The organism is Campylobacter gracilis, from assembly GCF_001190745.1.
Classification (GTDB): domain Bacteria; phylum Campylobacterota; class Campylobacteria; order Campylobacterales; family Campylobacteraceae; genus Campylobacter_B; species Campylobacter_B gracilis.
Genome location: NZ_CP012196.1, coordinates 1,726,394 through 1,751,324, shown reverse-complemented (window position 1 = coordinate 1,751,324; position 24,931 = coordinate 1,726,394). Strand labels below are relative to the sequence as shown.

The following is a 24,931-nucleotide window of genomic DNA, read 5'->3' as shown; positions in this document are numbered from 1 at the left end:
AACCGCACCTGCCACGCATGTATACCGCGCTCGATGTAAGCTTTAGCGGACGCGCCTTAAAATTTCAGCCCAAAAAGCCTTATTTAGCGCCGTGCCCTAGCAGAAACAATCTCACCGCTTGTTCGGCGACGCGGGCTAAATTTTGTGTTGCGGTCTCTTTTTCCATCGCGCGCTCAAGGCTCATAGGTTCGTTTAGGATGCAAAAAAATGCGCCTATGCCTCGCTCATTACAGCTGCCGGCACAGGGCGAGATACCGCCTGCCAGCGCGATTACGGGCACGCCGTAGGAAGCGGCGATCTTCGCGACGCCGCAGGGGGTTTTGCCCATCGAGCTTTGAAAATCTAGCCTTCCTTCGCCTGTGATGACGAGCTCGGCGCCTTTCATATCGCGATCCAGTCCGATCTCTTCGGTAATGATGTCGATGCCCGGCTTAAGCGTCGCGTTTAGAAAGCTCACGAAGCCAAAGCCCAGCCCGCCGGCGGCTCCTGCTCCGGGACTATTCCAAAGCTCGCGTCCGAGGTGCTTGCTTACGACGCTTGCGAAATTTATAAGCCCTGCATCGAGCTGCTTTACCATCGCCGCATCCGCGCCCTTTTGCGGAGCGTAAATATATGCTGCGCCGTTTTCGCCGAAGAGCGGATTATCCACGTCGCAGGCGATGAGAAACTCGCATTCTTTAAGATGCGGCAGCACCGAAGTGTAATCTATCGTGGCGAGTTTAATCAGATCCTCGCCTGCTCCCGCAAGCTCTGCGCCATTCGCATCTTTAAATTTAAAACCAAGCGCGCGCAGCATACCCATACCCGCGTCATTCGTAGCACTTCCGCCGATGCCGATGATAAACTTTCGCGCACCGTGCGCAATCGCATGCGCTATCATCTCGCCAAAGCCATAAGTGCTCGTTTTTAGCGGGTTGCGGCGCGATTTTTCGATGAGCGGCAGACCCGATGCGGACGCCATTTCTAAGATGCCTAGCTCGCCTTTTAAGGCGTAGCGCGCGGGCGTTTTTTCGCCTAACGGGTTTGCTACGATGACGTCCATGAACCTAGCTTTTAGCGCGTCGGCAAGGGCTTCAACGCTTCCTTCGCCGCCATCTGCGATAGGTTTGACGAGCACTTCGCAACCTAGCTTTTCGATGCCTGATTTTACGGCGTTGCCCGCCTCAAGCGAACTAAGCGAGCCCTTAAACGAGTCGATCGCGACTAAAACTTTCATATTTTTCCTTTAGCTGGTATTTTAAAATTTTGGAATTTTACAGTGCGTAGGCTAAATTTACGATGACAAGACTGAAGCAAGAGTAGAATTTTAAAATCTCGTTGCCGAATTTATGGGGCAAATTTTAAATTTCATGTCGTGGAATTTTAAAATTTTGCTCCTTGAGGCTTTGTGTGTAAATTTAAAACTTCGCTATACGAAATTTTAATACTAGGGCATTTGCGCGGTACGGCTAGCTACGTAAATTTAAAGAATTTTATGTAGCTAGCCACTGGTAGATACCGTATTGCACTCTGCACTGATTTAGCGCGGTAGCGGCTAGAATAAGCTAACCTAGATCAAAAACAGCGACAAAACCCACACGCTGATCATGCCCGTAATGCCCATAATTAGGGTTAGCATGGTCTGTGTGCGGTAGCCTTGCTGCGGGTTCATCTTGCTGAAATTCGTAACGACCCAGAAGTAGCTATCGTTAGCGTGCGAAACGGTCATCGCGCCCGCTGCGATCGCCATTACGACGAGTGCGCCGGACATTTCGGAGGTGAAGCCCAGCACCTGCATCAGCGAGCCGTCTGCGTTAAATGCGCCCATAATCGAAGCTGTAGTGATGATCGCCACGGTGGAGCTTCCTTGCGCTGTTTTTAGGACTGCCGAGATTAAGAACGGGAAGAAAATCCCCGCGGCTTTAATCGCGGTCGCATTGTCCTTGATGTAGGTTACGAAGCCGGCGTCGGTGATTACCTTGCCTAGCACTCCGCCCGCTGCGGTGATGAAGAGGATCGGGCCTACTATCTTTAAGGATTCGTTGGTGATCTCGCTAAATTCGCCTAGTTTGCCGGTTTGTGCGAGCAGAAATACCGCAAAAACTACGCCCAAGGCTAGCGCGATGATAGGATTTCCTAAAAATTGCGAAATTTCGCCCGCAAATCCGCCTACTTTTAAGATCTTGGCGACGGAGCCCAGCGCCATAAATAGGATCGGCACCAAAATAGGGGCTAAGCTCAAAAATCCGCCTGGCAATTTGCCGTATTGTTTAAGCAGATCGTCGTAGCTTTTTGCGATGACTTCATTCGCTTCGGCCTCGCTTATATGCACGCTCTTGGCGACTTTTTTAGAAAAAAAGTATGTAGCGATCAGCACCGGCAAGGACACTACCGCGCCCATTGCGATTACGAGCAGTAGATTGCCGCCTAGACCTACGGCGCCTGCTGCGGCGATCGGTCCGGGAGTCGGCGGGATGAATACGTGCGAGGCGTAGAGTCCGCCCGAGAGCGCTACTGCAAGAGCGACCGGATTTTCGCCGATTTTTTTGCTGATAGCTTCTCGGATCGGATTTAATACGACGAAGCCGCTGTCGCAAAATACGGGGATACCCACGATCCAGCCCATTATGAGCATCGCAAGCTCGGGGCGCTTTTGTCCGACTACGTTTACGACCATATCGGCGAGTTTGAGCGCCGCGCCCGTCTTTTCGAGCACGGTGCCGATGAGCGCGCCGAAGATTATGACGATACCGATACTCTTAAACGTGCCGCTGAATCCGTCGCCGATAATCGCGGGGATCTTGGCTAGCGGTATGCCCGCGACGATCGCGAGCGCCAGGGAGATAAGCATTAGCGCCAAAAACGGGTGAACGCCTGCTTTGGAGATCAAAAAAATCATCACGACGACCGCTATGGCGAAGCAGATGATTAACGCAACACCGCTCATAAAAGCTCCTTGAATGGATTTAATTTGCCCGCAAGCGGTTTAAGCTTAAGCTCCGTTTGCGCCTCAAATTTAATGCGGTAATTTTAGCGAAATTTTAATATAAAGCAAGAAAGGCGGCGTTAAATTTATGGAAATTTATGATTTATGCGAAAATGATGGACTGGCTAGCGGAGTTTATCAGTTGGAATTTATCGGTGCCGCACGGCGAGAGGCGGTTTAAATTTTAAAATTTTCAGCGTTTGCTTTGATACGCTCCGCGACGGTGGAAATTTTATCTGCCGTCGTAGCACAGCAATGGGGCGCTGCACTTGCGTCTTACACGTAAGTTTGGCAGCTAAAGGGCGTGAGCTACGCGGACGGCTTTGCGGCGCTTGCTGCTGCGGCAGCGGCGACCAAAGGCGTAGTATCGGCGGCGGCAGCGATGAGGCAGCGGTGGCGGGACTTTTGATATACAATCAGCGATGATAGAATTTTTGATCGTAATACTTGCAGCGGCGATAAAATTTTAATTGAATAGGTGTCGGCAGAAGCGGCGTCTGAATTTTTTTAAAACTATTGGCGCAGCAGCGAAATTTTGATTTTAGCGGCGCCAGAGGAGCTTTTTTAAAAGATCAAATTTTAATCAAAGGCAAAAGCGGCGTCGGTGGAGCTTCGATCAAAACGGCGCATAGCGGCTCGGATAAAAACCGGCGGCAATGCCCGATCTTTAAAATTTTAATCGAAAATGCTCGGGATGCTAGAATTTCTAGCGACAATCTTAGCTCACTCGAGTTAAAATTTTGATCGAGAGTATCTGGCGATAGAATTTCATTCAAAGCTAGCAATAGTGAAATTTTACTGCTTCGAAAACGGCAGGAATTTTACTATTTGAAGGCAACGGGAGGGAGGGGGGGGGATTTACAGCTTTTTATATGATTTTTCCGCGAGTTTGCCATGATCCTTTCGCGATTTTTTAAAATTCCAGACGGTATTTGTGCAGTTTATATGTGACGAAATTTTCCGGTTCGTGAAATTTATAGAGCAATTTAAATTTACACAGTCGCCTAAATTTATAAACTAGCGCCTCTTTTTGAGCGCTCTTTGCGCGTGTAAATTTTAATCGACAGCTCTATCTAATCCGCAAAATTTTAGTTTTTGAAATTTTATAGATTTTCGAGCTTGCGTTTTGGCTGAAATTTTGATCCACGACCTCGTCCGCCGCAGCTTTCGCCCAGGCTTCGTCGAAGTTTTGCCCGTTTAAATTTGCGCTACTGGAGTAGAGCCAGTCAAATTGCCTCAAAAACTCCTCATGAGCGCACTCTTTTACGACGCGCACGGCGGTGCCGTTCGGATATAAAAAGGTCGTTTTTCTCGCGCGGCGCACTAAATTTTTAAATTTAGCGGGCACGCGAGCGAGATTTTTTAGCTCGCTAAGCTTAGCCGTTGTTATGAGGCAGGGTTTATCCGCGGCTCGGCGTTTTAGCGCGTTTATCTCGCGAAAATCCTTGCTCAAAAATCCCGCCGTCGTATCGGTCTGCGCCAAATAGATCATCTCTTCTCCAAATTTACGCCTTTTTCCTATCTTTAGCCAGCAAAAATATGCACGAGATGATGAGCGTAAAGCCGGCAAAATCAAGAAACACGAACTCCGTCCCCAGCCAAAAATAGGCAAACGCCGCGGCGCTCACCGGCTCGATGCACGCGATCATGCTCGCCCTGCTCGCGCCTATTATCTTTAGCCCCGTCATGTAAAAGCTAGACGCGCATATCGTGCCTAAAATCACCACCGCGACAAGCACCGCAAAGCCGTCCGCATCGCTCACGCCGCCTAGCTGCCAAACCCGCGTGTAAAGCGCAAGCGCACCGCCGCCGATAACCATACCCCAGCCTAAATTTAACGGGACGGGGTATTTTTGATTTAGCTTCGTTGGGATGAGACTATAAATCACGACGCCAAGCGCGCTAATCAGGCACCAAACCAGCGCCTCCGCGCTGATAACCAGCGAGCCAAGATCGCCGTGGGTGGCGAGCAGCACGACGCCCAGCACCGCGAAAATGAGCGCGATGAGCTCGACCTTTTTAGGCACGCGTCGTTCTAAAAAGCAAACGACGGCAAGGATGAGCGCGGGCGCGGAGTACTGGATCGCGGTCGCGACGGCGGCGTTTGAGAGCTCGACACCGCAAAAGTACGAATACTGCGTCATCATAAGCCCAAAAAACGCGTAGATGAGCAGCTGCGGCAAAAGCACGCGATCTTTTAGCGGCGCAAAGGCTAGGCGCGGCGAGCGAGCGACATAATACGCTACCATCGCAAGCCCCGCAAGGCTCAGGCGGTAGGGCACGAGCCAGTCGGCGCTGACGCCTTTTTGCGTGAACAGATACTGCCCGCAAACACTGCTAAATCCCCATAATACGCCGCCAAGAAGCGTGATGAAAACGCCGAAAAATTCGTTCTGTGATCTCATTTGCCGCCTTAAATTTAAAGCCAAAGTATACAAGCTTTATGCTTAAGCTGGGGTTAAATTTGGGGATTTGGCGCGGCGCGATGAGCAAGGTAGGCGGAATTAAATTTAGACAAATGTAGCAAAAATAGGCAAAGATTTAAATTTGTGTGCGTCCGAACGCAATACGCGACGACTAAATTTTGACGAAATCGGCGAGAATTTTAAATTTGAGCGGATGGATAAGGAGGGCATTGCAAAATAATCTTCGAAGTTGTATTGTAAATTTTGAACGCGACAAGATGAGTGAAAATATCGCGCAGCTATATGAGGCGGTTTTAAATTTAATCGCACGCAAACTCCCGTCCTTACTTCATGCCTTACATTCGCAGCTTTTTAAGAATCGGCTCAAGCCACAGCTTGGAGTTTCCTCTTGCTCGCAAGCTGCTTTAGCGGAGTGAAAAAGACGGGTAGCAAACGCGGCGAATAACAAATAGCCTGCGAAGCTTAAAATTTTAAAACTAGCAACGTATATTTCTTTTGCGGTTGCAAATTTGCGAAGCAAAAAGCGCACTAAAATTCAATGCTTAAATTTTAAAACTTCAAACTCTCTTGTTCTAATAGTCGCAAATCCACAATCTTTCGCCTAAATTTGGCGAAATTCGCGTCCAGATCGCGTTTGCGTTTTACGGCGATATCTATAAACTCGTCCTCTTTTTCGATACCTACAAATTTTCGTCCTAGTAAATTCGCAGCTACGCCGGTCGTCGCAGAGCCTGCAAAAGGATCACAAACGACGCTATTTTGAGTGCTCGCCATTAAGATTAACCGCACCAAAAGCGGCAGCGGTTTTTGCGTCGGATGTTTGCCGCACGCCTTCTCCCACGGTGCGATCGCGGGCAAGCTCCATACGTCGCGCATCTGCTTGTTGCCGTTTAGCTTTTTCATTAGCTCGTAGTTGAAAATATGCTTAAATTTCTCACTTTTTCTTGCCCAGATGATCTGCTCCGAGCCGTGCGTGAGATAGCGGCAGCTAAAATTCGGCGGCGGATTGGTCTTCGCCCACGTGATGACGTTTAGAATTTTATAGTCCAGCTTTTGCAGCGCCCGACCGATTGAAAATATATTATGATACGTCCCGCTTATCATTACGCTGCCGTTGTTTGCGAGTGCATCTTTGGCGAGCGCGAGCCATTCGAGATTAAATTTATCTATCTCGTCGATACCGTAGCTTTTGTCCCACTCGCCCTTGTTTACGCTTACGATTTGCCCGTTTTGAATACTGAGTCCATCGTTTGAGAGAAAATAGGGCGGATCGGCAAAAATGAGGTCAAACTCGCCTTTAAATTTAGGCAAAATATTGAAGCAATCGCCTTTAAAAAGCTTAAAATCATCGGCTAACTTAAACATTTTTAAGCTCTTTTATAAAGTAATAAAGCGTGGCGAGATTATAAATTTTAACGCTTTTGTAGGCTTCTTCCAGTTTGTTTTTAGCCGCCAGCCACCCCTGTCCGTCGGTTATCCAGATAAATTTAAATCCGCCACAAAGCGCGATCTTTTGTGCTATTTCGATATAAGACCTTGCGACTTCATTTAGCTTCGAGCCGCCCGTGCCGTAAAAATTCGCCTCGATCAGATATGTTACGCCGCCTATGCTAATGACGAAATCGAAAATCTTTTGATCGCTTCCTAAATTTAGAGCAAAATTCCTACTGCTGACCTCGGTTTGAAAGCAGATATTTTCACTTTTAAGATACTCTGAAATCGTTCGTGCGAAATTTACGCCTCCGCGATTTTTTCGCGCATTTGTATCGAGTCCAACTTCCACGCCAAATACGTAATCGTGCAAATTTTTAACCTTTCCGTCCGTAAAAATTTTATCTAGTCCGCTTTCTTGGCAAAACTCATAAATTTTTTCGGGACTTTTAAAATACGTTCCGAGTTTCGTTAGCTCACCGCTAGTCGCTATCACGTCCGTGTTTTTATCGCGAACGGCAATGAGTAAATTTAACACATCGAAACACCATTTGTTTTGCCCGAAAAGAGTGAAAATATCTGTTTTCAAATCCTTTGAACCGAGTAAAAAATCAAGCGTGTGGAGCTTAATAGAAACGGCTTTTAGATTTTTGCCGCATTTTTCAAAGTCGGTAAAGTAGTCAAGGCTTGCATTTGTTTTTCTAAGTGAGCGTAAAAAGTCATCGAATTTCGTTAAATTTGGTTCCATAAATTTCCTAAATTTCAGTTTTCGGCTCGTCCGCGATCGTCGCTTTAAAGTCCGCGCAGACGAAGTTCTCTGCACTCAAAACGATCTCGCAATTTTCGTAAGCCGTCCGCGCGATCTTACACGCTTCTTCTTTATTTTTCGCTTTAATCACGACCTTTTTCGCCAAAGTTTCGGTGATCTCTACTTCAAATTCTTTCATCAAACCCCCATTTTTACTTTCGTGCTCTCGCTTTCTAAGTCGTATTGTTTAGCGATACTTTCGTAGCTCGCAAATTTCACGTTACCGGCAATATCTTTGTATATCGACGCGCTTATCACGCTTTGAAACTGCCTCAACCTGCCCTCATCCGCGACGATAAACATTTTGGCGTTAAAGTCCTGAAGTTCGTAAAATTTATTGAGAGAATTTTTAAAGTCCGTCGAGTGCTCAACCTCGAAAAACGCGTAAGGTAGATTTCGCTCGTTAAACCAGATCGCATCGACGCTGCGCGCCTTGTTTAGTATGCTCGGGTAGGCAAATTCGTAAATCGCCTTTAGCGAAGTGAGGTCGTCCAGCTTTTTGCTTGCGACGAAGCTTTTATTTTTATCCTGTGGCGGCACATAGGTTTGAAATTTGCGCAGGTTGCCGATCTCTACGATAAGGCCTTGAAAATAGGAGTGAGTGAAGCTATCTCGCGGATTCGCGCCACTTTCAAACTCTTTTAAAATTTGCGTCTCAAGCGACTTTAAGCCCCAAAGACCCGGGCGAATCTTAAAAAACTCTGCATTTTCTTGGACGATACGCCGTATAGAAGCAAATGGCGTTTTCGCCGACCACGAACTAACGTCGGTCGCAGAATAAAGTTGCGATAGAGTCGCTGCACCGCCAAGCTCTATCATCGCCGCTATCACGAAATCTTTTTGTTTCATCTTTGCTCGTCCGTTTTTGTTGTCGCTAGCGCTCGGATAAAATTTAACTTCATATTAAACAAGCCTTCGCCTCGGACGCAGACGAAATTTGCAGGCGGGACGGTTAAAATTTGCGGCACCTGCTTTGGCGCGTAAAGCTGTCTAAACTCTTTTTTAAAATCAAACATTTTATTCCTTTTGCGAGGTAAATTTCATAAAATTTTGCGCTAGAAGCGGAGCTGAATTTTAAACGGTCATAAAATTTTACAGCATTACGCGATCGCGCGTATGCGAAATTCTACGAAATTTTACGCTTTTGCAATATTGCAAGAAATTTTACCGCAAGCGCGTCAATGCGTCGCTACGCAATAAAATTTCACGCTGCCTCAAACGGGTATGAAATTTACCGCAATGATTTTATAAATTTAACGTGTGCGGATAGATTTTGTGCAGGTGAAATTCGCACGGGTAAAATTTCGCACTGCTACAAATATTTTAAAATTCCGCCGAAGCGTGCGGCTAAAGCGGCTAAATTTAAAGCGGCTAAATTTAAAGCGGCTAAATTTAAAGCGGCTAAATTTAAAGCGGCGTTTTATTTAGACCAGCGCCAGCTTCAGCACCTCTTCGATCCGATCTACCAGCGTTATTTTCAGATCATTTTTGACCTCGTCCGGGATCTCCGCCAGGTCGCGCTCGTAGTTTTTGCGCGGGATCAAAACCTCGGCGATTTTGGCTTTGTGCGCGGCGATGAGCTTCTCCTTAAGCCCGCCGATCGGCAGCACTTTGCCGCTTAGCGTGATCTCGCCCGTCATCGCTAGATCGGCGCGCACCTCGCGCTCGCTTAAAATCGACGCGATCGCCGTGCTCATCGTGATGCCCGCGCTCGGTCCGTCCTTCGGCGTCGCGCCCTCGGGTACGTGGATGTGAAGGTCGAATTTATTATAAATCTGCTCGGAATTTTGACCCTCGGAATTCTCCTCCACGCCTAAATTTTGTGCCGCCGCCGAGCTCTTAGATGCGCCGCCATTTGCGCGCAATGCGGAGTTTTTGCTGGCGCGTGAGGCTTTTTCTGTGCCCCCTTTCGCGTCTTGAGCCGCTTTGAGCTTGCCCTCGTCGATCAGCACCTTCACGACGCTAAAGGCGATCTGCGCGGATTCTTTCATCACGTCGCCGAGCTGGCCCGTGATCGTCATCGCGCCCTTGCCTTTGATCTTGACCGCCTCGATCTTGAGCACGTCGCCGCCTACCGCAGTCCACGCAAGCCCGTTTACGATGCCGATTTGATCGCGCTTTTCAACCTCGTCGATCTCGAAAACCTTTTTATTTAGAAATTCGCTTAAATTTTTCGTCGTAACGACGATTTTTTTAAACTCTTTGTCTTTTAAAATTTTAACTGCGACCTTGCGGAAGATCGCTGCGATCTGGCGACGCAGGTTTCGCACGCCGCTTTCGCGCGTGTATTCTTCGATGATCTCAGCAAGGGCTGCCGGGTTGATCGCTACGTCGGCGGATTTTAAGCCGTGGCGTTGTAGCTCTTGGGGGATCAGATAGTCCTTGGCGATCTGAAATTTCTCCTGCGGCGTGTATGAGCTAAGCTCGATAAACTCCATTCTGTCGCGCAGCGGCGCAGGTATGAGAGATACGTCGTTTGCCGTGGCGATAAAGATGATCTTGCTAAGATCGATGTTGAAATTTAGATAGTAATCCCTAAAACTCGAGTTTTGCTCGGGGTCTAAAATTTCAAGCAGAACTGCGGTCGGATCACCCTTGTATGAGCTTGAAATTTTATCGATCTCATCAAGGACGATGACAGGGTTCATCTGATTTGCCTCGATGAGGCCTTGCACGATACGCCCAGGCATCGCACCGATGTAGGTGCGGCGGTGTCCGCGCAGCTCGTTTACGTCCTCAAGCCCGCCCAAAGCGATACGGATAAGTTTGCGCTTAAGCGCAGTTGCAATGGAGTTTGCAAGGCTCGTCTTACCTACGCCGGGAGGGCCATAGAAGCATAAAATCGCGCCGCCGTTTTTGCCGTCCTCTTTGCTCTTCTTGCCGCTTGTGCCACGAAGCTCTAAAAGCTGCTTTAGCGCGAAATACTCCTCGATACGCGCCTTGGGCTTTTTCAGGGAGTGGTGGTCTTTGTTTAGCTGCGCCGTAACTCCCTCGATGGACATTTTGTGTTTGGCGGTCTTTTCAAAAGGCACCTCCAAAACCCAGTCCAGATAGCTTTGCACGAGCCCCGCATCGGCGCTGTCGGGATGGAGGCGGGCAAATTTATCGATCTGCTTTTTGATCTCTTTGTAGGCATCTTCGCCCAAATAAGGCTTTTTGGCCTCTAGCTTTTTGCGGTACTCCTCAATCTCGACATCGCGATCGGCGTCGCCGCCGAGCTCCTTTTGGATCTGCTTGAGCTGCTCTTTTAAAAAATACTCTTTATTCGTCTTATCGATCTTAGAATGAACTTTGCTTTTGATCTCCTTTTCTAGGCGATTGGCTTCGATTTCGTCGGAGATGTAGTTGATGAGGTTGAAAAGGCGCTTTTGCAAATTACTCTCGGTAAAAAACGAGTAGGCTACCTGCTTTTTTAGACGCAGTGCGCTTAAAATTAGGTCGCAAACGCGCGCGGCGTCGGTGCCGTCGTCGATCGTCTTTAGCAGATCGTTCGGGAAAAAATGCGTAAGAGTGCTAAGCGTCTTGGTTTTTTCTTTCAGCACGCTTACCAGCGCGTCTAATTTCTGGTCGTTGCCGCGCTCGTCGTGGATGATATCGACGGTAGCGACCAGCGGATCTTGCGAAATTTCTTTTACGATTTTGCCTTTTAGTGCGCCTTGGAATAAAATTTTAACCCGACCGTCAGGAAGTGGCACGGTTCTCATCACGGAGCCCACGACGCCTGCGTTATAGATACCGCCGAAGCTTCTATCGCCGCTAAATTCTGACTTTGAGCTTACGACCATTATCATAGATTCGTTTTTGGCGGCTAGATCGAGAGCTTTTTTGTTATGTTCGTCGCCGATGAAAAGGGGCGCTATCATAAAGGGATATAAAAATAGCTCGTCCTCGACGATGATAGGCAGATCGCTCGGGAAGGTTGTATTTTGCATCAGTTGCATCGCTCCTCCTACTCAAAAATCGCGCGATACCAAGGCGAGTGCGGTTTAATGACGTCAGTGCCGTTTAGCGGGGATTCTTCGATGCGCTGCTCGTAAATTTTGGCAGAACTTTCGCGATCGGTGCGCTGGTAAAGGTCTTTGATGTCGATATTTAGCTGATGCTCGGCAAGGCGTAGCTTTGTTAGCATCGTCTCAAGTAGCGGACGATACTCGCTCTGCGGGTATTCAGCTATAAATTTTCGAATTTCGTCGATGCTGTTTAGCATTAGCTTTTGGTTACGATTTGGGCGGCTAAAGGAATCGAAATTTGCTCTAATTTTTAGAAATCTTGCGTATTCGATCTTCTGCGTCGTGCCGTAGAGGCGGATATATTCGTCTAGGTATTTGTTTGCTTTCTCGTAGTTTTCATCCTCCACAAAAGCCCACGCCATAATGAGCGTCATCTCCTCAAGCAGCGGAGAGGCGATATGCTCGCTAGAAAAGCTAGTATAATGCTTCTCGGCATCCTCCATACTGGCGTTATTGATGTCTTCTAAAATTTTAGAATACCATGCCTCGGGGCTTAGATTAAAAAGCTCGCCGTCGCCCTTGCCGCTGCAGCCGCCGATAAACGCGATAAATAGGAGAGCGGATAGAATTTTACTTAGATTTGTCATAAAAAATCCTTGGAATTTATTTAGCTCGTAATTTTATAGTCTTTGAGTAAATGCAAGCTTAAATTCTGCGTTCAAATTTAAAAATGGAATTTCTTTAAAATTTTTGTGCGTTCGGGCTTAAAAATCTTTGAAAACCGAAAAAAATTTACGCGATAAATTCTAAATTTAAGTTTAACAATAGTATAATTAGCACCGATAACGCAGAGTAAGTTTGCGTTTCCGTAATTTCAAAATTTTAAAGAAAGGATGTAAGATGAAAAAAGGTTTTACTCTAATCGAGCTGATCTTTACTATCGTGATTTTGGCGATTACGACGATGGCGATCCCGCGTATCGTCGCGCAGACGACCGAGCTAAATGCCCTTGCGATCAAAGAGGAGCTTGTATATAACGCTAAAGCTTTTATGTCTCGTATATCTAAAGCGCAGTGGGATAGCGCATACGCAGGAGATGCTAGCTGCGGAGGCGATTCAAGCTGCATGAAGAGAATTCTAACGGTAAATCCGCCTGCTGATGGTGCTCCCGAGGTCAGACCAGGGATTTTAAATGAAGCTAGCAGGCGCGAGGTCAGTGCTCAAGCTCCGGCCACAAAAAAGCAGTTCGGTAGAAAAGGAATTTCTTTTGGTGGCGCTCGTTATAACGATATCGACGACTACGACCGATTTACTACCGATATAACAGTCGGTGATTTGGTGGGCTCTAGTAGCAAGGGTGATTTTATCCTCAATACTAGGATTAATGTCGATGTAGATTATGTAGTAGAGCCTTTTAGCGCGGCGCAGTACGCTACTGGTACTGATATAAGAGGCGTTCTTAGCGATCTGCCTAACGACGAGTCTGCTGCCCCTACTAATATAAAGATGGTTAGGGTCGCCGCCACGGATCTAAACGATGCCGTAGCTAAAGATGGTACTGCCAAATCAGTAGTTTTAAAAGCATTTTTATCTAATATCGGCGTCGGCGTTCAGACAACCGCCACTAGACGATATAACTGATAGGAGCACGAGATGAAAAGAGGTTTCACCCTTATAGAGCTTGTGTTTGTTATCGTAGTGCTAGGTATCATCTCGATGTTCGGTGCTGATCTATACACCAAGATCTACAAATCCTACGTGCATGTACGTGCAGTAAATCAGCTGGAAGCCAGAACACAAAATGCGATGATGCTAATCACAAATCGCTTAGAGGATAGAATAAAAAGCTCTACTATAGGCAGAGAGCTTAGCTCAAACGAGTTTGTGCCGATTAGCGATCTTACCGATCCGAGATACGACATACTGGAGTGGATCGGACAAAGCGTAGAGACGAGAAATATAAATCAGAGAACTCCTGGCTGGAGCGGCTTTATGTCGATGTCTCAGCTAAAAGATAGCACATGGACGGCAGGTACACAAGATGCCGGCTATATCGCAAATACTAGGGCTGAATTTAATATGGTATCTTTAGGTAGCGATTTCCCCCAAGTGGCTAATATAGTTGGAAATTTAAGGGCTACTGCGTATAACACTCCGTCTAATAATACTCAGGTTGCTGTTATATTTAAAGTCGTCACGAATGATGCTTCACCTACTAGCGTAGGTATAGGCTTTGGTTACGATAGGCGAATTGATGAAAACGGTAGCAATCGTGTTCTGATCGCTGTAGGCACACCTAGCAATGCAGGTAGTGGTAATATACAAGGCGAAACCATCAGGATAAATCAGTATCCGCTTAATCCGAATAATGATAATTCGCAGGAATTTTCTGAGCAGTATTATATAGCTCATAGTGCCTACGCGATTGTTCCGGATTTAGGGGGTAGGGATAGTATTGTATATACGAGAGATAATGACGGCAATGTATTAAGTAAGAATTTTGATCTAGTATTGAAATATAACTATCGTCCTTGGAGCACCGTTGAAAAAGATGCACACTCATATGATAAGGCTAGCAGCTCGTTACTAGCAGAGGATGTGAGCTTATTTAGGTTTAAGGATGATAATGGTGCCGTTGCGCTTAAGCTATGTATGAGAGACGACGGCAGAAATTTCGATCCTTCGGAGCTGGATCTAAACGTTTGTAAAGCACAGGTGGTGTACTAATGAAAACTATGCAAAAAGGCTTTGCTCTAGTAGCAGCCATATTTTTTATCATCATTGTATCAACAACGGCTATTACGGCACTATCTATCGCGTCTATGACGGCTCGTGACGTCAATAATATCCAAGGCAGAGAGCAGGCGCTACTGCTAGCTCAGAGTGCTACGGAGTTAGCAGTCCTTGCTATGCAAAAGCATCAGTATCTAACTACCGAGCTTAAAAATGGAGGTGCTACTGCTGCGACTAATCCTACGTTAAATAGGATTAGGCTCGCGTACCCGTCAAATAATGCAGGCGAAAAAATGTTTGATATCACCGTGACATTTGGATATTTTGATAGACAGTTAGGTGCAGATGCCGATCATACCGTCGCTTATAGTAATTTTGGGCAAGGCTCATCCGAGGCGCTTCCAAGCGGTAAGGGTGTGGGTAAAATTCTAAGTCATGCCGCGCTTATAGACGTAGTAGTGAGATCTAACGTAGAAGTTATGGGAAGGCCACAGATTACATATCATAGGCGCACTATTCAAAAACCATAATGTAAAGGAGAGGCGATGAATTTAAATATCGTAGGTAAGCAGTTTGAGCTAACGGAAGCTATCAAAAATTATGTCGAAAACGCATTTGAGACGCTAGAAAAATATAATCTCGACATTATCTCGGGGCGTTGTGTAATTTCTGCCGACGAGAAGCAAGGCAAAAAGGGCTTCGTGGTGGATTTCTCATTAAATTTAGCGCATCAAGATACTATCGTCGTGCGCCAAAAAGATAAAGATCTCTACGCTGCCGTCGATCTCATCGTCGAGCGCGCCTCAAAAGTGCTTCGCAGATACCACGATAAGGTAAATTCTCACAAAAATCGTGACGAAATGAAACAAAACGCGGTAGATAATGCAATCAGCTCTAAGGAGCCAAATTTAAACGATGAGGTCGATGAGATTGTCCCTACTGAGCTAGAGCTTTATAAACCGCTAGAGATTGATGAAGCACTAAATAAGCTAAAAGAAAGCACCGATCAGTTTTTGGTTTTTAATGATATGGACGCTAAAATGCGTGTACTTTACAAGCGCAAGGACGGTAAATTCGGCTTATTTTAGAATTTTAGAATTTTAGAATTTTAGAATTTTAGAATTTTAGAATTTTAGAATTTTAGAATTTTAGAATTTTAGAATTTTAGAATTTTAGAATTTTAGAATTTTTAAGGCGCGGAATTCTCGCGCCTTTACTTTAACTGTTTGAGAGTTGTTGTTTATTTGTTATTATATTATTTTTAATGTAGCCCAAGATAAACAAAATCGCATTTTATAAAATCTTTCTTTTAGGAAATCTTTAAAATTTATTTATATTTGTTCCATATCCATATAAAATTTAAGCAAAAAAAATGTAAAATAGTAGTTAAAAATTATGTTATTGACCGGAGGGTAGTATCATGAAAGTTAAGAATTTTGGCTTTGCGCCTCTTTTGGCGCTGTTGTTTTGTTTCTCAACGGGTGCATTTGCGGATGATGACAGATCAAATGTAAAAATCGTACCTGCGACTCAGTTGGGTAACGAATATCGTACTGACGGCGGAGCAGACTGGAGACAAGGCTGGATTTTCAGAAAAAATATGAAAGACTCTAAAAGCGCTGGATGTGGTGATTCTGATTGTTTTTTTGGCGTGTATAATTTCAGCAATATCAAAAAATTTCCTGAGGATATGCGAGATCAAAAGCCTGCTGTAAGATTTGGTGGTGCGGGCTCTTACGTATTCGGTGATTATGCTGTAACTAGCGGATCAGTTATAACCTCCAGTTGGCCTAATAGTGGCACCCATTATATGTTTGACTCGAAGGGTACATATATCAACGATGGTGGTTTTACTTTAAATAGCTCTACATCTACTTTAAAGTTACCAAAAGGCGTTACTGCAGATGATATCGTATACGCTAGGCTTTATTGGCAAGGAAATGTATTTAATACCGAGGCACTGGATGGTTTTAAAGCTACGAAGGATTATCATAAAGTTCAGTTTAGAATGAGAAGTTCGAAAAGCTCTAAAGCAACCGATATAGAGGAGATAGAGCGAGATAGATGCGACGGATACGCTGCATGGAATTATAATGCAAATACTAGAGACGGCGGGCAATATGACGCAAAAGAGGCGGGCGTTTATAAAGAATGTAAGTCTGGTAGTGGACCTCATGGTTGTGCGACTAATGCCAAAGGGCAGGTTCTTGCAACAAAAAGATTAGCGGTTAATTATCCGAGAAATAGGGGTTGGTATTATCGTAGCGAAACCGATCGCAATATACCTGATACTTTTACTTATAATTACACAGATCGCAACGGGGTAAAACATAGTGATCTTTATTATAGATGGAAAAATCGCGGTCCGATTCCGGGTACAGAAAACCATCTATTCTGGAGATATGAATGGACTGACGTATTAAACGAAATGCGCCTTCAATACGGTTGCTCTAAAGATATAACCAACATCGTAAGAGCAAATTTCAAGGATTATTCCGATAGTATAGATTTTACCGTGGGCAATATTAAAACTAGCGCTGGATGGGATGCTTACGGAGCTTCATTTTTAAATGGCGGTTTTGAGACGGCAAGAGTAGGTGCTTATGGCGGATGGGGTGTCGTAATAGTGTATGATAAAACGCTTGCGTCTCGTAGGAAGCTAATGGACGATCTTCAAAATTCTACTGAGGTAACGGGTGCAAAAGCGAGCCTCGCCGAGGCGAAAAAAATTCGAGATACATATTTTAAGCCCAAGAACGTAACTATCTACGGTGATTTCATTACCATTACGCCATGGTCTACCCCGGAACCCGGCTATTCGCCTATTAATGTAAATTTAAAGCTAAGCGGCTTTTATACGCCAAGGCAAGGTAAGGTTAATGCAAAATTAGGATTCCTAGGTTTTGCGGGCGAAAGAGAGATGCGGGAGCAAGAGTTTTTCAAGGTAGAAAATAAGAATAAAAATACGATGGATACTCTAAGCGGAAGTGTAGTAAATGCTAATTTGGGTAATGGCTTTGCAAATATATATGATGGCTCGACTTCCATTTTGGAGCTAGATAGCGACGGCAACTATAAACTTACCTATCCTAAAGGAACTGATTATAAATGGGGTATGGATCTAGATGAATTTGACATAAGTTCAAAGATGGGAAATAAACAATCCAGTTTAGATGTTCAATTAGGTGGTGCTTCTACGCAAAGACCGGGAGGTGGAGAATCTGCAGATCAAAACTTCATCAGTATGCTAGCCGTATCTGTAGATATGTATGTGCCTAATATGTGCTATCAGTATGAAGTCTATAATGCCTCTAACTGGGTTAAATTCTTTGATAAAGATGGTAACCGAAGAAGCGAAGAGGATGTAAAAAAACTACATGAACCTCCTGAGCAGATAAAAAATGGCGTTGTAGCTGGCGAAAATATCTATTACAGAATAAGATTTGAAAATAGATATAATGGAGGTAATAGCGAAGATGCGGTAGGCTCTATAGTAAGCGTAAATTTCAATAGAGCAGGTGCCACTTATACTCCAAATAGTGCTACTATCAACAACCGTCTTGACGATAGCGAATATAGTGGCGTTACTACCAAAATAAACGCTATACCTATGAAAGCTAGTCAAAATTTAGTTTATTTGCGCGATGGACAATTGGGCGCATATCAAACTATGAAAGATGTTATTACGGATGGTAAAGCTCCAAATGTTACTGATGCAATATATAAGAATAGGCAATTTACTACTTTAGAGAATGGTCTTTTGAAAGTTTATATAGGCGAGGACGCGGGTAGGTGGGTTCCTCCTTCGAAGCCTGATGAACAACCTACGCTTATAGGCGGTAGGATGAAGCCTGGGAAAGCGGCATATGCAGAATTTAACGCTACCGTCAATACCGGAGCAAAAATTTTACAAGCCCCGGAGATGCTACTAAGCTATAAGATTAGCTTGGATGTAGGTACTGGAACTCCGGTAGAGATTAGTTTGGAAGGCGCTTCTGAGCTAGAGATATGCGATGATAAATTACTATCCGATAGCGTAAATATCCAGCCTTTGGAAGGCTTGCAGGTCGTAAATAAGAATTTTAAAAATAGCGACGACGATGATAGGCTTTATACTCAAGTATCCGAAATGCCTTTTGATGGTAAGTTGATATTCAGACCGGATTACGAAAGTCATTTTTGCAAGAAATATAACTCTACAGGTGAATGCGAGCAATATACTGCCGAAGCTGCGTCTAGAACCGACCTTTTTGTTAAAGACCCTGCTACTGGTGAACTTAAGTATATAGGTGGCAAGAAACAACTAGAAAAATTTAATTTGGATGGAAAGCTCTATCTATCTGTCGTAAGGGCAAAAAATGCCGCGATGACTGCAGCTAAAGCCGTAAAGGATCGAAATAGTACTGCATACTCGTGCCGAGCGATAACCGATAATTTAAAAATTCCGTTCAAGTTAAAGCAAAAAGGCGGCGGCGCTTCAAGTTATGCTTTAGACCATGAGCTGGATTTTAAAAATAAATCTATTTTGGATCTCGAAGATATAGAGATAGGAGATGCGTATCAAGGCGTAACATTTATGCTTAGCTATCGTCCGGACGGGCAGGCGAATAAAACTACTAAAAACGACTATGCCGTGGACGAAGACGATCCGGTTAAGTATTATTTGGCGCTTAAGAAGATGGAGCTTCGCGAGAAGTATGGAGTCTGCTATACGGGTGATACATATGGATGGTGCAAGCCTTTAAGCGATGCGGAAAAAGCTGAAAAAGAAGAGCTGATAAAAAAAGAGCTAGCAAAGTTTGCAAATGAGATCAGCAAGGCATCCAATACATTCGGCATCACTATGTCCAGTGACGGTTCATTCCACGTTTGTGGTAGTGATAACTTTGTAATTCGTCCGGCATATTTTAATGTAGATACTGCTGAGCTAACGAAATACGGCAAGTTAGTAGATACTAGCGCTGATGGTGATATAACTAATAAAGGAAGTAGTGATGCAAGCGTTGTAAGCCATCCTAAAGACTTACGCGTAGGTGGTGATTATACTGAGAATGTGGATATCTTGGCTAAGGTAATTTCGGCTAGAAGTTATAAGGGTAACGGGGTGCCTAACTATAATGCCGTAATAGGTGGCGATTTAGGAAATGAAAGATATCATATACGCGATAGCTACAAATACTCCGATGCCGATAGCGCTCAAGATATTTCAACTAAAGTTCGCGGTATCCAGACCTATTTGCGTCCATTTATATCTAATCAATGTGCGGCCGAGCTCTCTACTCAGTCATATTATATAAAAAGAGCTGGAGGCAACGCCACCTTACAAACCGGTCATAAACTAGACGGTTGCTATGGTGGTACCCAGACAGAATATAACGGCATAGAATATGATAGCAAAACCGGATCATATTCCGTTAAAAAAGGCATTAGTGATGCTGATATTAAAAAGAATACTTTTGGTAAAGGCAATACGCAGTGCAAAACGACGTCTGGTGAGATAAATTTTGACGAAACATACAGAAGAATCTGGGATAAAAATGCCATTAGTTTGTGGGCTGATTTTAATGCAAGAAATGTAAGTGTGACGGATGCAGTGGCTACATATAAGTCAAAAGGTAATGCGGAAGGTTCGTATCTATTAACTCAGTCTAGAATGAGTCCTGAACAAAAAGATAAAGTTAATGGTGTTTTATATACCGAGATGGCATATACTACTACAGAGCCTAAAATTGCTAAGCATTACTTTAATTATTATAATGTAGGTGATGTTTTAGTCAATGTGTATGATAACTCATGGACCGATGCTTACGCAGATCAGACATATTCTACGAAGTGGAAGAGCGCTAAATGTGTAATTAACTCTTCTAGCAACGTGCCTAATAATAAAGGCATGGTAGGTTGCGACGTCGGAATGAAAAATAAGAGTATCGTCGAAAGCAGTGATCCTAAAATTTCAGCTACTAATACTAATTTAGTATTGCGATACCGACCAGATCGCATCAGGGTATCTCTCGTAAGTCTTGATAACGGCGTGACAAGCGGCGTGGGTAGCATTATAGGATCTAGAAACGTGCCAGTAACGGACAATAATATAACAGGTGGGATATCTGCGTATACATACTTCAATTCTCCAGACATTGAGAATAACGTCGTGATATATCCTGGTGAAGATCCTAGGCAAAATTTAGCCGTAACGCGTCAAATAAGCCAGCTAGCTATGCTTAGGGTTAATGCCGTAGCGTATCTATCCGATAAGGTTTATAAGGATGTCATCGCTACGCTTTATGACGGATATAAGCGAGATATCGGCGGTAACCCTCAGGCTGTGTGCGGATTTTCGAGCGATCTTGATTTTGCGCTAGATTTCGGCTTTGATTGCGAACACAATAATGCTGACGGACGCTGCTCTAAGGCTACTAATGCTAGTAAGACTAGCGCAAATATAAACTATGCACCATATCCTGATAGATCTACCGTTATCTATCAGATTGATAAAGATACACAGTTTTTTGCTGCAAATTCTAACGAGTGCTTAGGTTCTACGGGATATGATAGCAGATGCTATAAATATAATATAAGAAGTCAAAATAATGCTTCTACCACTGATGGAATTCCTGATTGGGAGGAGGCTGCATCTGGTGGTGGCTATGGATTGCCTATACCACTTAGAACGGCTCTTAATTACTACTCTGATGCTAATTTAGTGGGCGGGCTTATCAATAGACCACAGGGTGGCACAGGAATTAATTACGACTCTAAGTCGAGTTTATTTAGAATTTTGGCTCAAGGATTTAAAGAGGGACAAACTCCTGGCTCAACCGTGTATTTCAACTTCGCTAGGATGCAAAAAAGCCCTAGCACACCGGTGCTTATCTATGCTAGTGACTTCGATATTAGAGATGGTGTTAGTACCTCCGAAAATTTTTGGCCGTCAAAATTTGATAAGCTATATAATGCTATCTCGGATACAACTTCGGAGCAATATAATAAAGATGGTATAAAACTATCTCATGAGAGCTTCGATGACTTTGTTACTAGGAAAGTAGAAGAGACAACAGGGGTTAAAAAAGCAGATATGAGCGTAGCAAATAAAGCTGCTTATATAAATACTGCTAATACTAATAGCAAAACTTATAAAACCGGCACTACTATTACAGATTTTAGCGATAATATAGGCACTTATGCACTATTTGTTTACGGTGCATCGTATGATAAAAGCTTAGGATCTAGGGTATATAATACCACTACTAGATCTTCAGTAACTATACCTATTTATGCACAGATCTATTGCGGCAGAACTGATGGATGCTCTAATATGCCTGCGCCTAATGAAAATCTCGCCTATGAGGTTCCGGGTGTGGTTAATGCCTCGGGTAATGTCATAGCCTCGAATATATTTACCGTGCTAGCGGCTCAAGATCATAGCCTAACTGATTTTACAAAGTTTGTAGTAAATACTAGGGCTACTTTAAATAATATAGATGCAGAGTTCGTAAGCGCCTATGATAGCTTAACTAAAGTTGGCGAGGTAGGAGTAAATGTTACGAGAGGTAATGTAATAAGTGCAGGCAAAGAGGATATAATCGTCAGCGGTTCCACAGCGGGCCAGGCTAGGGTACGTATCATAACTAGCCCATGGTTTATCCATACGCCTGCTGGAAATGAAAATACTATGTTTATGGTAGCTGGTGGGGGAGCTTATTCTAGGCAGTATCCGGGTGTGCGGCAGTACTTCAATCCTCTTAATGTAAGCATAAGAGCCGCTCAACCTACGGTCTGGGGCGGTGAAGGTCAGGTTAAATCGGGCATAGCGGATGACGTAGGATCATTCGCCGGTGGTAGCTCGTCAGATAACAGTACCAGTGATACTTCTACGAGGAAGCTAGATACGGGAGATGTCCGCGATATCTACAACCAAAAGACCGATTGGTAGTATCTGCGTAAGCTCGTAGCACAAAGGCTAGCCTCTCGGCTAGCCTTTTTTATGGGCGGAATTTTGGTTTTATTAGTAGCGGATCTTTTAAAATCCTACATTTCAATGCAGCCCCAAAATTCAATTAGTAAAATCTGCTTCCAACTCTCATCCTAAAATTCTATCGCGGCAAAACGCACCGCCGATAAAACTAAAATTCTATCACTCAAAGCCGCTCGTATTCCGCCTTATCCTTTAAAATTTCGTTTCGTAAAATTCCAATCCGCCTAGATCTGTTGTATAAAACCGCTTCATAAATTCCATTTGTTCATTTACCCGTTTTTAAATGAAATTTCGGCACAATGTGGCTTAAAATTTCATCAGGGAAAGCCACTTGAAAACAAAAAATATCAGAAATTTCAGCATCATCGCGCATATCGACCACGGCAAATCCACGCTCGCAGACCGCCTGATTAGCGAGTGCAACGCCGTCGAGGCGCGCCAGATGAGCAGCCAGATCATGGATACGATGGATATCGAAAAGGAGCGGGGCATCACGATCAAGGCGCAGTCCGTGCGGCTCGAGTACGAGCTTGGCGGCGAGAAATACGTTTTAAATTTGATCGACACCCCGGGCCATGTGGATTTTAGCTACGAGGTCTCGCGCTCGCTGGCTAGCTGTGAGGGAGCGATCCTCGTCGTGGATGCGAGCCAGGGCGTGCAGGCGCAGACCATCGCAAACGTCTATATCGCGCTGCAGCACAACCTCGAGATCATCCCCGTGCTTAACAAAATCGATCTGCCCGCCGCCGATCCGCAGCGCGTAAAAGATGAGATCGAGCACGTCATCGGGCTTGATTGCAGCAGCGCGATCGAGGTCAGCGCCAAAACGGGCGTGGGCATCAAGGAGCTTTTAGAGGCGATAATCATTCGCATCCCCGCACCCAAAACGGACGACGACGCGCCGCTTAAAGCGCTCATCTACGACAGCTGGTTCGATAACTACCTAGGCGCGCTCGCGCTCGCGAGGCTCTACGACGGCGTGCTGAAAAAGGGCGACGAGGTCTATATCATGGGTAGCGAGAACCGCCACGAGGTGCTCGATCTGATGTATCCCAACCCGCTCGCGCCCACAAAAACCCGCGAGCTTAGCAGCGGCGAAGTGGGTATCGTAGTAATGGGGCTAAAAAACGTTGCCGATGTGCAGGTGGGCGATACGATCACGCTTTTTAAAAAACGTGCCGCCGCGCCCGTGGGCGGCTTTGAGAAGGCCAAGCCCTTCGTGTTCGCGGGCATCTATCCCGTGCAAACCGATAAATTTGAAGATCTGCGCGACGCTTTGGATAAGCTCAGCCTAAACGACAGTTCGCTTAGCTATGAGCCCGAGACGTCGCTCGCGCTAGGATTTGGCTTTCGCGTCGGGTTTTTGGGGCTACTTCATATGGAGGTCGTAAAAGAGCGGCTCGAGCGCGAGTTTGATCTCGATCTCATCGCCACGGCGCCGACCGTCACATACGCCGTGTATCTCACGGACGGCTCGTGCGTGCGGATACACAGCCCCAGCGAGCTTCCCGCGCCGAATTTCATCGAGCGCATCGAGGAGCCCTACGTCAGGGCGACCATCATTACCCCGAGCGAGTTTTTGGGCAATCTCATCAGCCTTTTAAATTTGCGCCGCGGCATCCAAACCAAGATGGACTATATTACGCCTGAGCGCGTCCTGCTCGAGTACGACGTGCCTACAAACGAGATCATAATGGACTTTTACGACAAGCTCAAGTCCTGCACCAAGGGCTATGCGAGCTTTGATTACGAGCCGATCGATTACAGGCGCGGCGATCTCGTAAAGCTCGACATCCGCGTCGCTGGCGAAGCGGTCGATGCGCTCTCGATCATCGTGCCCGCCTCAAAGGCCGAATCCAAGGGGCGCGACCTCGTCAAAGCGATGAAGGAGATCGTGCCGCGGCAGCTTTTTGAGGTCGCTATCCAGGCTAGCATCGGCAACAAGATCATCGCGCGCGAAAACGTCCGCGCCATGGGCAAAAACGTGACCGCCAAATGCTACGGCGGCGACATCACGCGCAAGCGCAAACTGCTCGAGAAGCAAAAAGAGGGCAAGAAGCGCATGAAAGCAATCGGCAAGGTAAATCTGCCGAGCGAGGCGTTTTTGAGCGTACTGAAGATCGATTAAATTTAGCGCGCGGGTGATCTAAATTTCATCTTTTGCCGCGCGGCCGTAAAATTTGATTTTAAATTTTGACGATCGTTTGGGCGGTTTAAATTTAGCGGCTCGCCGTTCGGTATGAAATTTCGTCTTTAAATTTAACGATCCTAAGAGACGATTTAGATTTTATGACTGCACGGCGTTTAAACTCTCGCTCGCTGCCCGATCTGATACATTCGCTTCTACGTGCCCGTTTTGCGCCGCTTTAAGCTCTATTGCTCACTACTCGGTCGTAGAATTACGCCGCTCGCCGTTAGGCTAAAATAATTTTGCCTTTAAATTTTGACGATCTCCGAGCGGTTTAAATTTTTGCCGCCCGCCGATCATTGCGGTCGCGCCCGTCATCTCCTACAGTTGCACTCGCTGTGCCCGTCGCCTTCTGCAAAATTCTATCCGGGTGGCGTTCTGTTATGAAATTTTATCCGCTGCGGATTTATAAAATTTGATTAAATTTTACTGCGCGCCGCATGAAATTTCCATAG

At 45.3% G+C, this 24,931-nt stretch carries 18 protein-coding genes; 7 read left to right on the top strand and 11 right to left on the bottom strand.

Annotated elements, in window-relative coordinates:
* Positions 1–79 precede the first annotated feature (79 nt).
* The 4 genes from CGRAC_RS08690 to CGRAC_RS08670 all read right to left on the bottom strand — a co-directional run bounded on the left by CGRAC_RS08690 (position 80) and on the right by CGRAC_RS08670 (position 5,370).
* Positions 80–1,216 carry a glycerate kinase family protein gene (locus tag CGRAC_RS08690; protein ID WP_005873115.1) on the bottom strand — a complete coding sequence of 379 codons (1,137 nt, stop codon included), beginning with the start codon at positions 1,214–1,216 and terminating at the stop codon, positions 80–82.
* Positions 1,217–1,549: 333 nt separating this feature from the next.
* Entirely contained in the window at positions 1,550–2,926 is a 1,377-nt protein-coding gene (locus CGRAC_RS08685; protein WP_005873114.1) for a GntP family permease, read from the bottom strand.
* Positions 2,927–4,034: 1,108 nt separating this feature from the next.
* Positions 4,035–4,457 (bottom strand): Sua5/YciO/YrdC/YwlC family protein, encoded by a 423-nt coding sequence (locus CGRAC_RS08675; RefSeq protein ID WP_005873111.1) that lies wholly within the window; start codon positions 4,455–4,457, stop codon positions 4,035–4,037.
* Positions 4,458–4,470: 13 nt separating this feature from the next.
* Positions 4,471–5,370 (bottom strand): DMT family transporter, encoded by a 900-nt coding sequence (locus tag CGRAC_RS08670; RefSeq protein ID WP_005873110.1) that lies wholly within the window; start codon positions 5,368–5,370, stop codon positions 4,471–4,473.
* Between the two features lie 230 nt (positions 5,371–5,600).
* Here CGRAC_RS08670 and CGRAC_RS12020 point away from each other — a divergent pair, with 230 nt between their 5' ends.
* Positions 5,601–5,807, top strand: coding sequence for a hypothetical protein (locus CGRAC_RS12020; protein WP_143297835.1), 207 nt, complete (start codon positions 5,601–5,603; stop codon positions 5,805–5,807).
* Between the two features lie 133 nt (positions 5,808–5,940).
* Here the strand turns inward: CGRAC_RS12020 and CGRAC_RS08660 are convergent, their stop codons facing one another.
* The 7 genes from CGRAC_RS08660 to CGRAC_RS08635 form a co-directional block, all read right to left on the bottom strand.
* Entirely contained in the window at positions 5,941–6,756 is an 816-nt protein-coding gene (locus CGRAC_RS08660; RefSeq protein WP_005873106.1) for a DNA-methyltransferase, read from the bottom strand.
* Positions 6,749–7,570: a type II restriction endonuclease gene (locus tag CGRAC_RS08655; protein ID WP_005873105.1), complete on the bottom strand. Its 822-nt coding sequence runs from the start codon at positions 7,568–7,570 to the stop codon at positions 6,749–6,751. Before CGRAC_RS08655 ends, CGRAC_RS08660 begins: the two co-directional genes overlap by 8 nt.
* A 7-nt stretch (positions 7,571–7,577) precedes the next feature.
* On the bottom strand, positions 7,578–7,769 hold the full coding sequence (locus tag CGRAC_RS08650) for a DpnD/PcfM family protein (RefSeq protein ID WP_040304414.1): 192 nt from the start codon (positions 7,767–7,769) through the stop codon (positions 7,578–7,580).
* A complete protein-coding gene (locus CGRAC_RS08645; RefSeq protein WP_005873103.1) occupies positions 7,769–8,479 on the bottom strand; it encodes a hypothetical protein in 711 nt (236 codons plus the stop codon). Before CGRAC_RS08645 ends, CGRAC_RS08650 begins: the two co-directional genes overlap by 1 nt.
* Complete coding sequence (locus tag CGRAC_RS12320) at positions 8,476–8,646, bottom strand: hypothetical protein (protein WP_005873102.1); 171 nt, start codon at positions 8,644–8,646, stop codon at positions 8,476–8,478. The genes CGRAC_RS08645 and CGRAC_RS12320 overlap by 4 nt, the downstream gene beginning before the upstream one ends.
* Positions 8,647–9,054: 408 nt before the next feature.
* Entirely contained in the window at positions 9,055–11,571 is a 2,517-nt protein-coding gene (lon, locus tag CGRAC_RS08640) for an endopeptidase La (RefSeq protein ID WP_040304412.1), read from the bottom strand.
* Positions 11,572–11,579: 8 nt separating this feature from the next.
* On the bottom strand, positions 11,580–12,227 hold the full coding sequence (locus CGRAC_RS08635) for an outer membrane protein assembly factor BamD (RefSeq protein ID WP_005873100.1): 648 nt from the start codon (positions 12,225–12,227) through the stop codon (positions 11,580–11,582).
* A gap of 253 nt (positions 12,228–12,480) precedes the next feature.
* On the opposite strand from CGRAC_RS08635, the gene CGRAC_RS08630 reads away from it, so the two are divergent.
* The 6 genes from CGRAC_RS08630 (at position 12,481) to lepA (ending at position 24,416) form a co-directional block, all read left to right on the top strand.
* Positions 12,481–13,221, top strand: a complete 741-nt coding sequence (locus CGRAC_RS08630) for a type II secretion system protein (RefSeq protein ID WP_005873099.1) — start codon at positions 12,481–12,483, stop codon at positions 13,219–13,221.
* Positions 13,222–13,233: 12 nt separating this feature from the next.
* Entirely contained in the window at positions 13,234–14,307 is a 1,074-nt protein-coding gene (locus CGRAC_RS08625; protein ID WP_005873098.1) for a type II secretion system protein, read from the top strand.
* The gene (locus tag CGRAC_RS08620; protein ID WP_005873097.1) at positions 14,307–14,843 is read left to right on the top strand and encodes a hypothetical protein; all 537 of its coding nucleotides are present in this window, start codon (positions 14,307–14,309) and stop codon (positions 14,841–14,843) included. The genes CGRAC_RS08625 and CGRAC_RS08620 overlap by 1 nt, the downstream gene beginning before the upstream one ends.
* Positions 14,844–14,858: 15 nt before the next feature.
* Complete coding sequence (gene hpf / locus CGRAC_RS08615; RefSeq protein ID WP_005873096.1) at positions 14,859–15,401, top strand: ribosome hibernation-promoting factor, HPF/YfiA family; 543 nt, start codon at positions 14,859–14,861, stop codon at positions 15,399–15,401.
* A 332-nt stretch (positions 15,402–15,733) separates the two neighbouring features.
* A complete protein-coding gene (locus CGRAC_RS08610) occupies positions 15,734–22,246 on the top strand; it encodes a hypothetical protein (RefSeq protein ID WP_005873095.1) in 6,513 nt (2,170 codons plus the stop codon).
* Positions 22,247–22,619: 373 nt separating this feature from the next.
* Positions 22,620–24,416, top strand: coding sequence for a translation elongation factor 4 (gene lepA / locus CGRAC_RS08605; RefSeq protein ID WP_005873094.1), 1,797 nt, complete (start codon positions 22,620–22,622; stop codon positions 24,414–24,416).
* Positions 24,417–24,931: the final 515 nt, after the last annotated feature.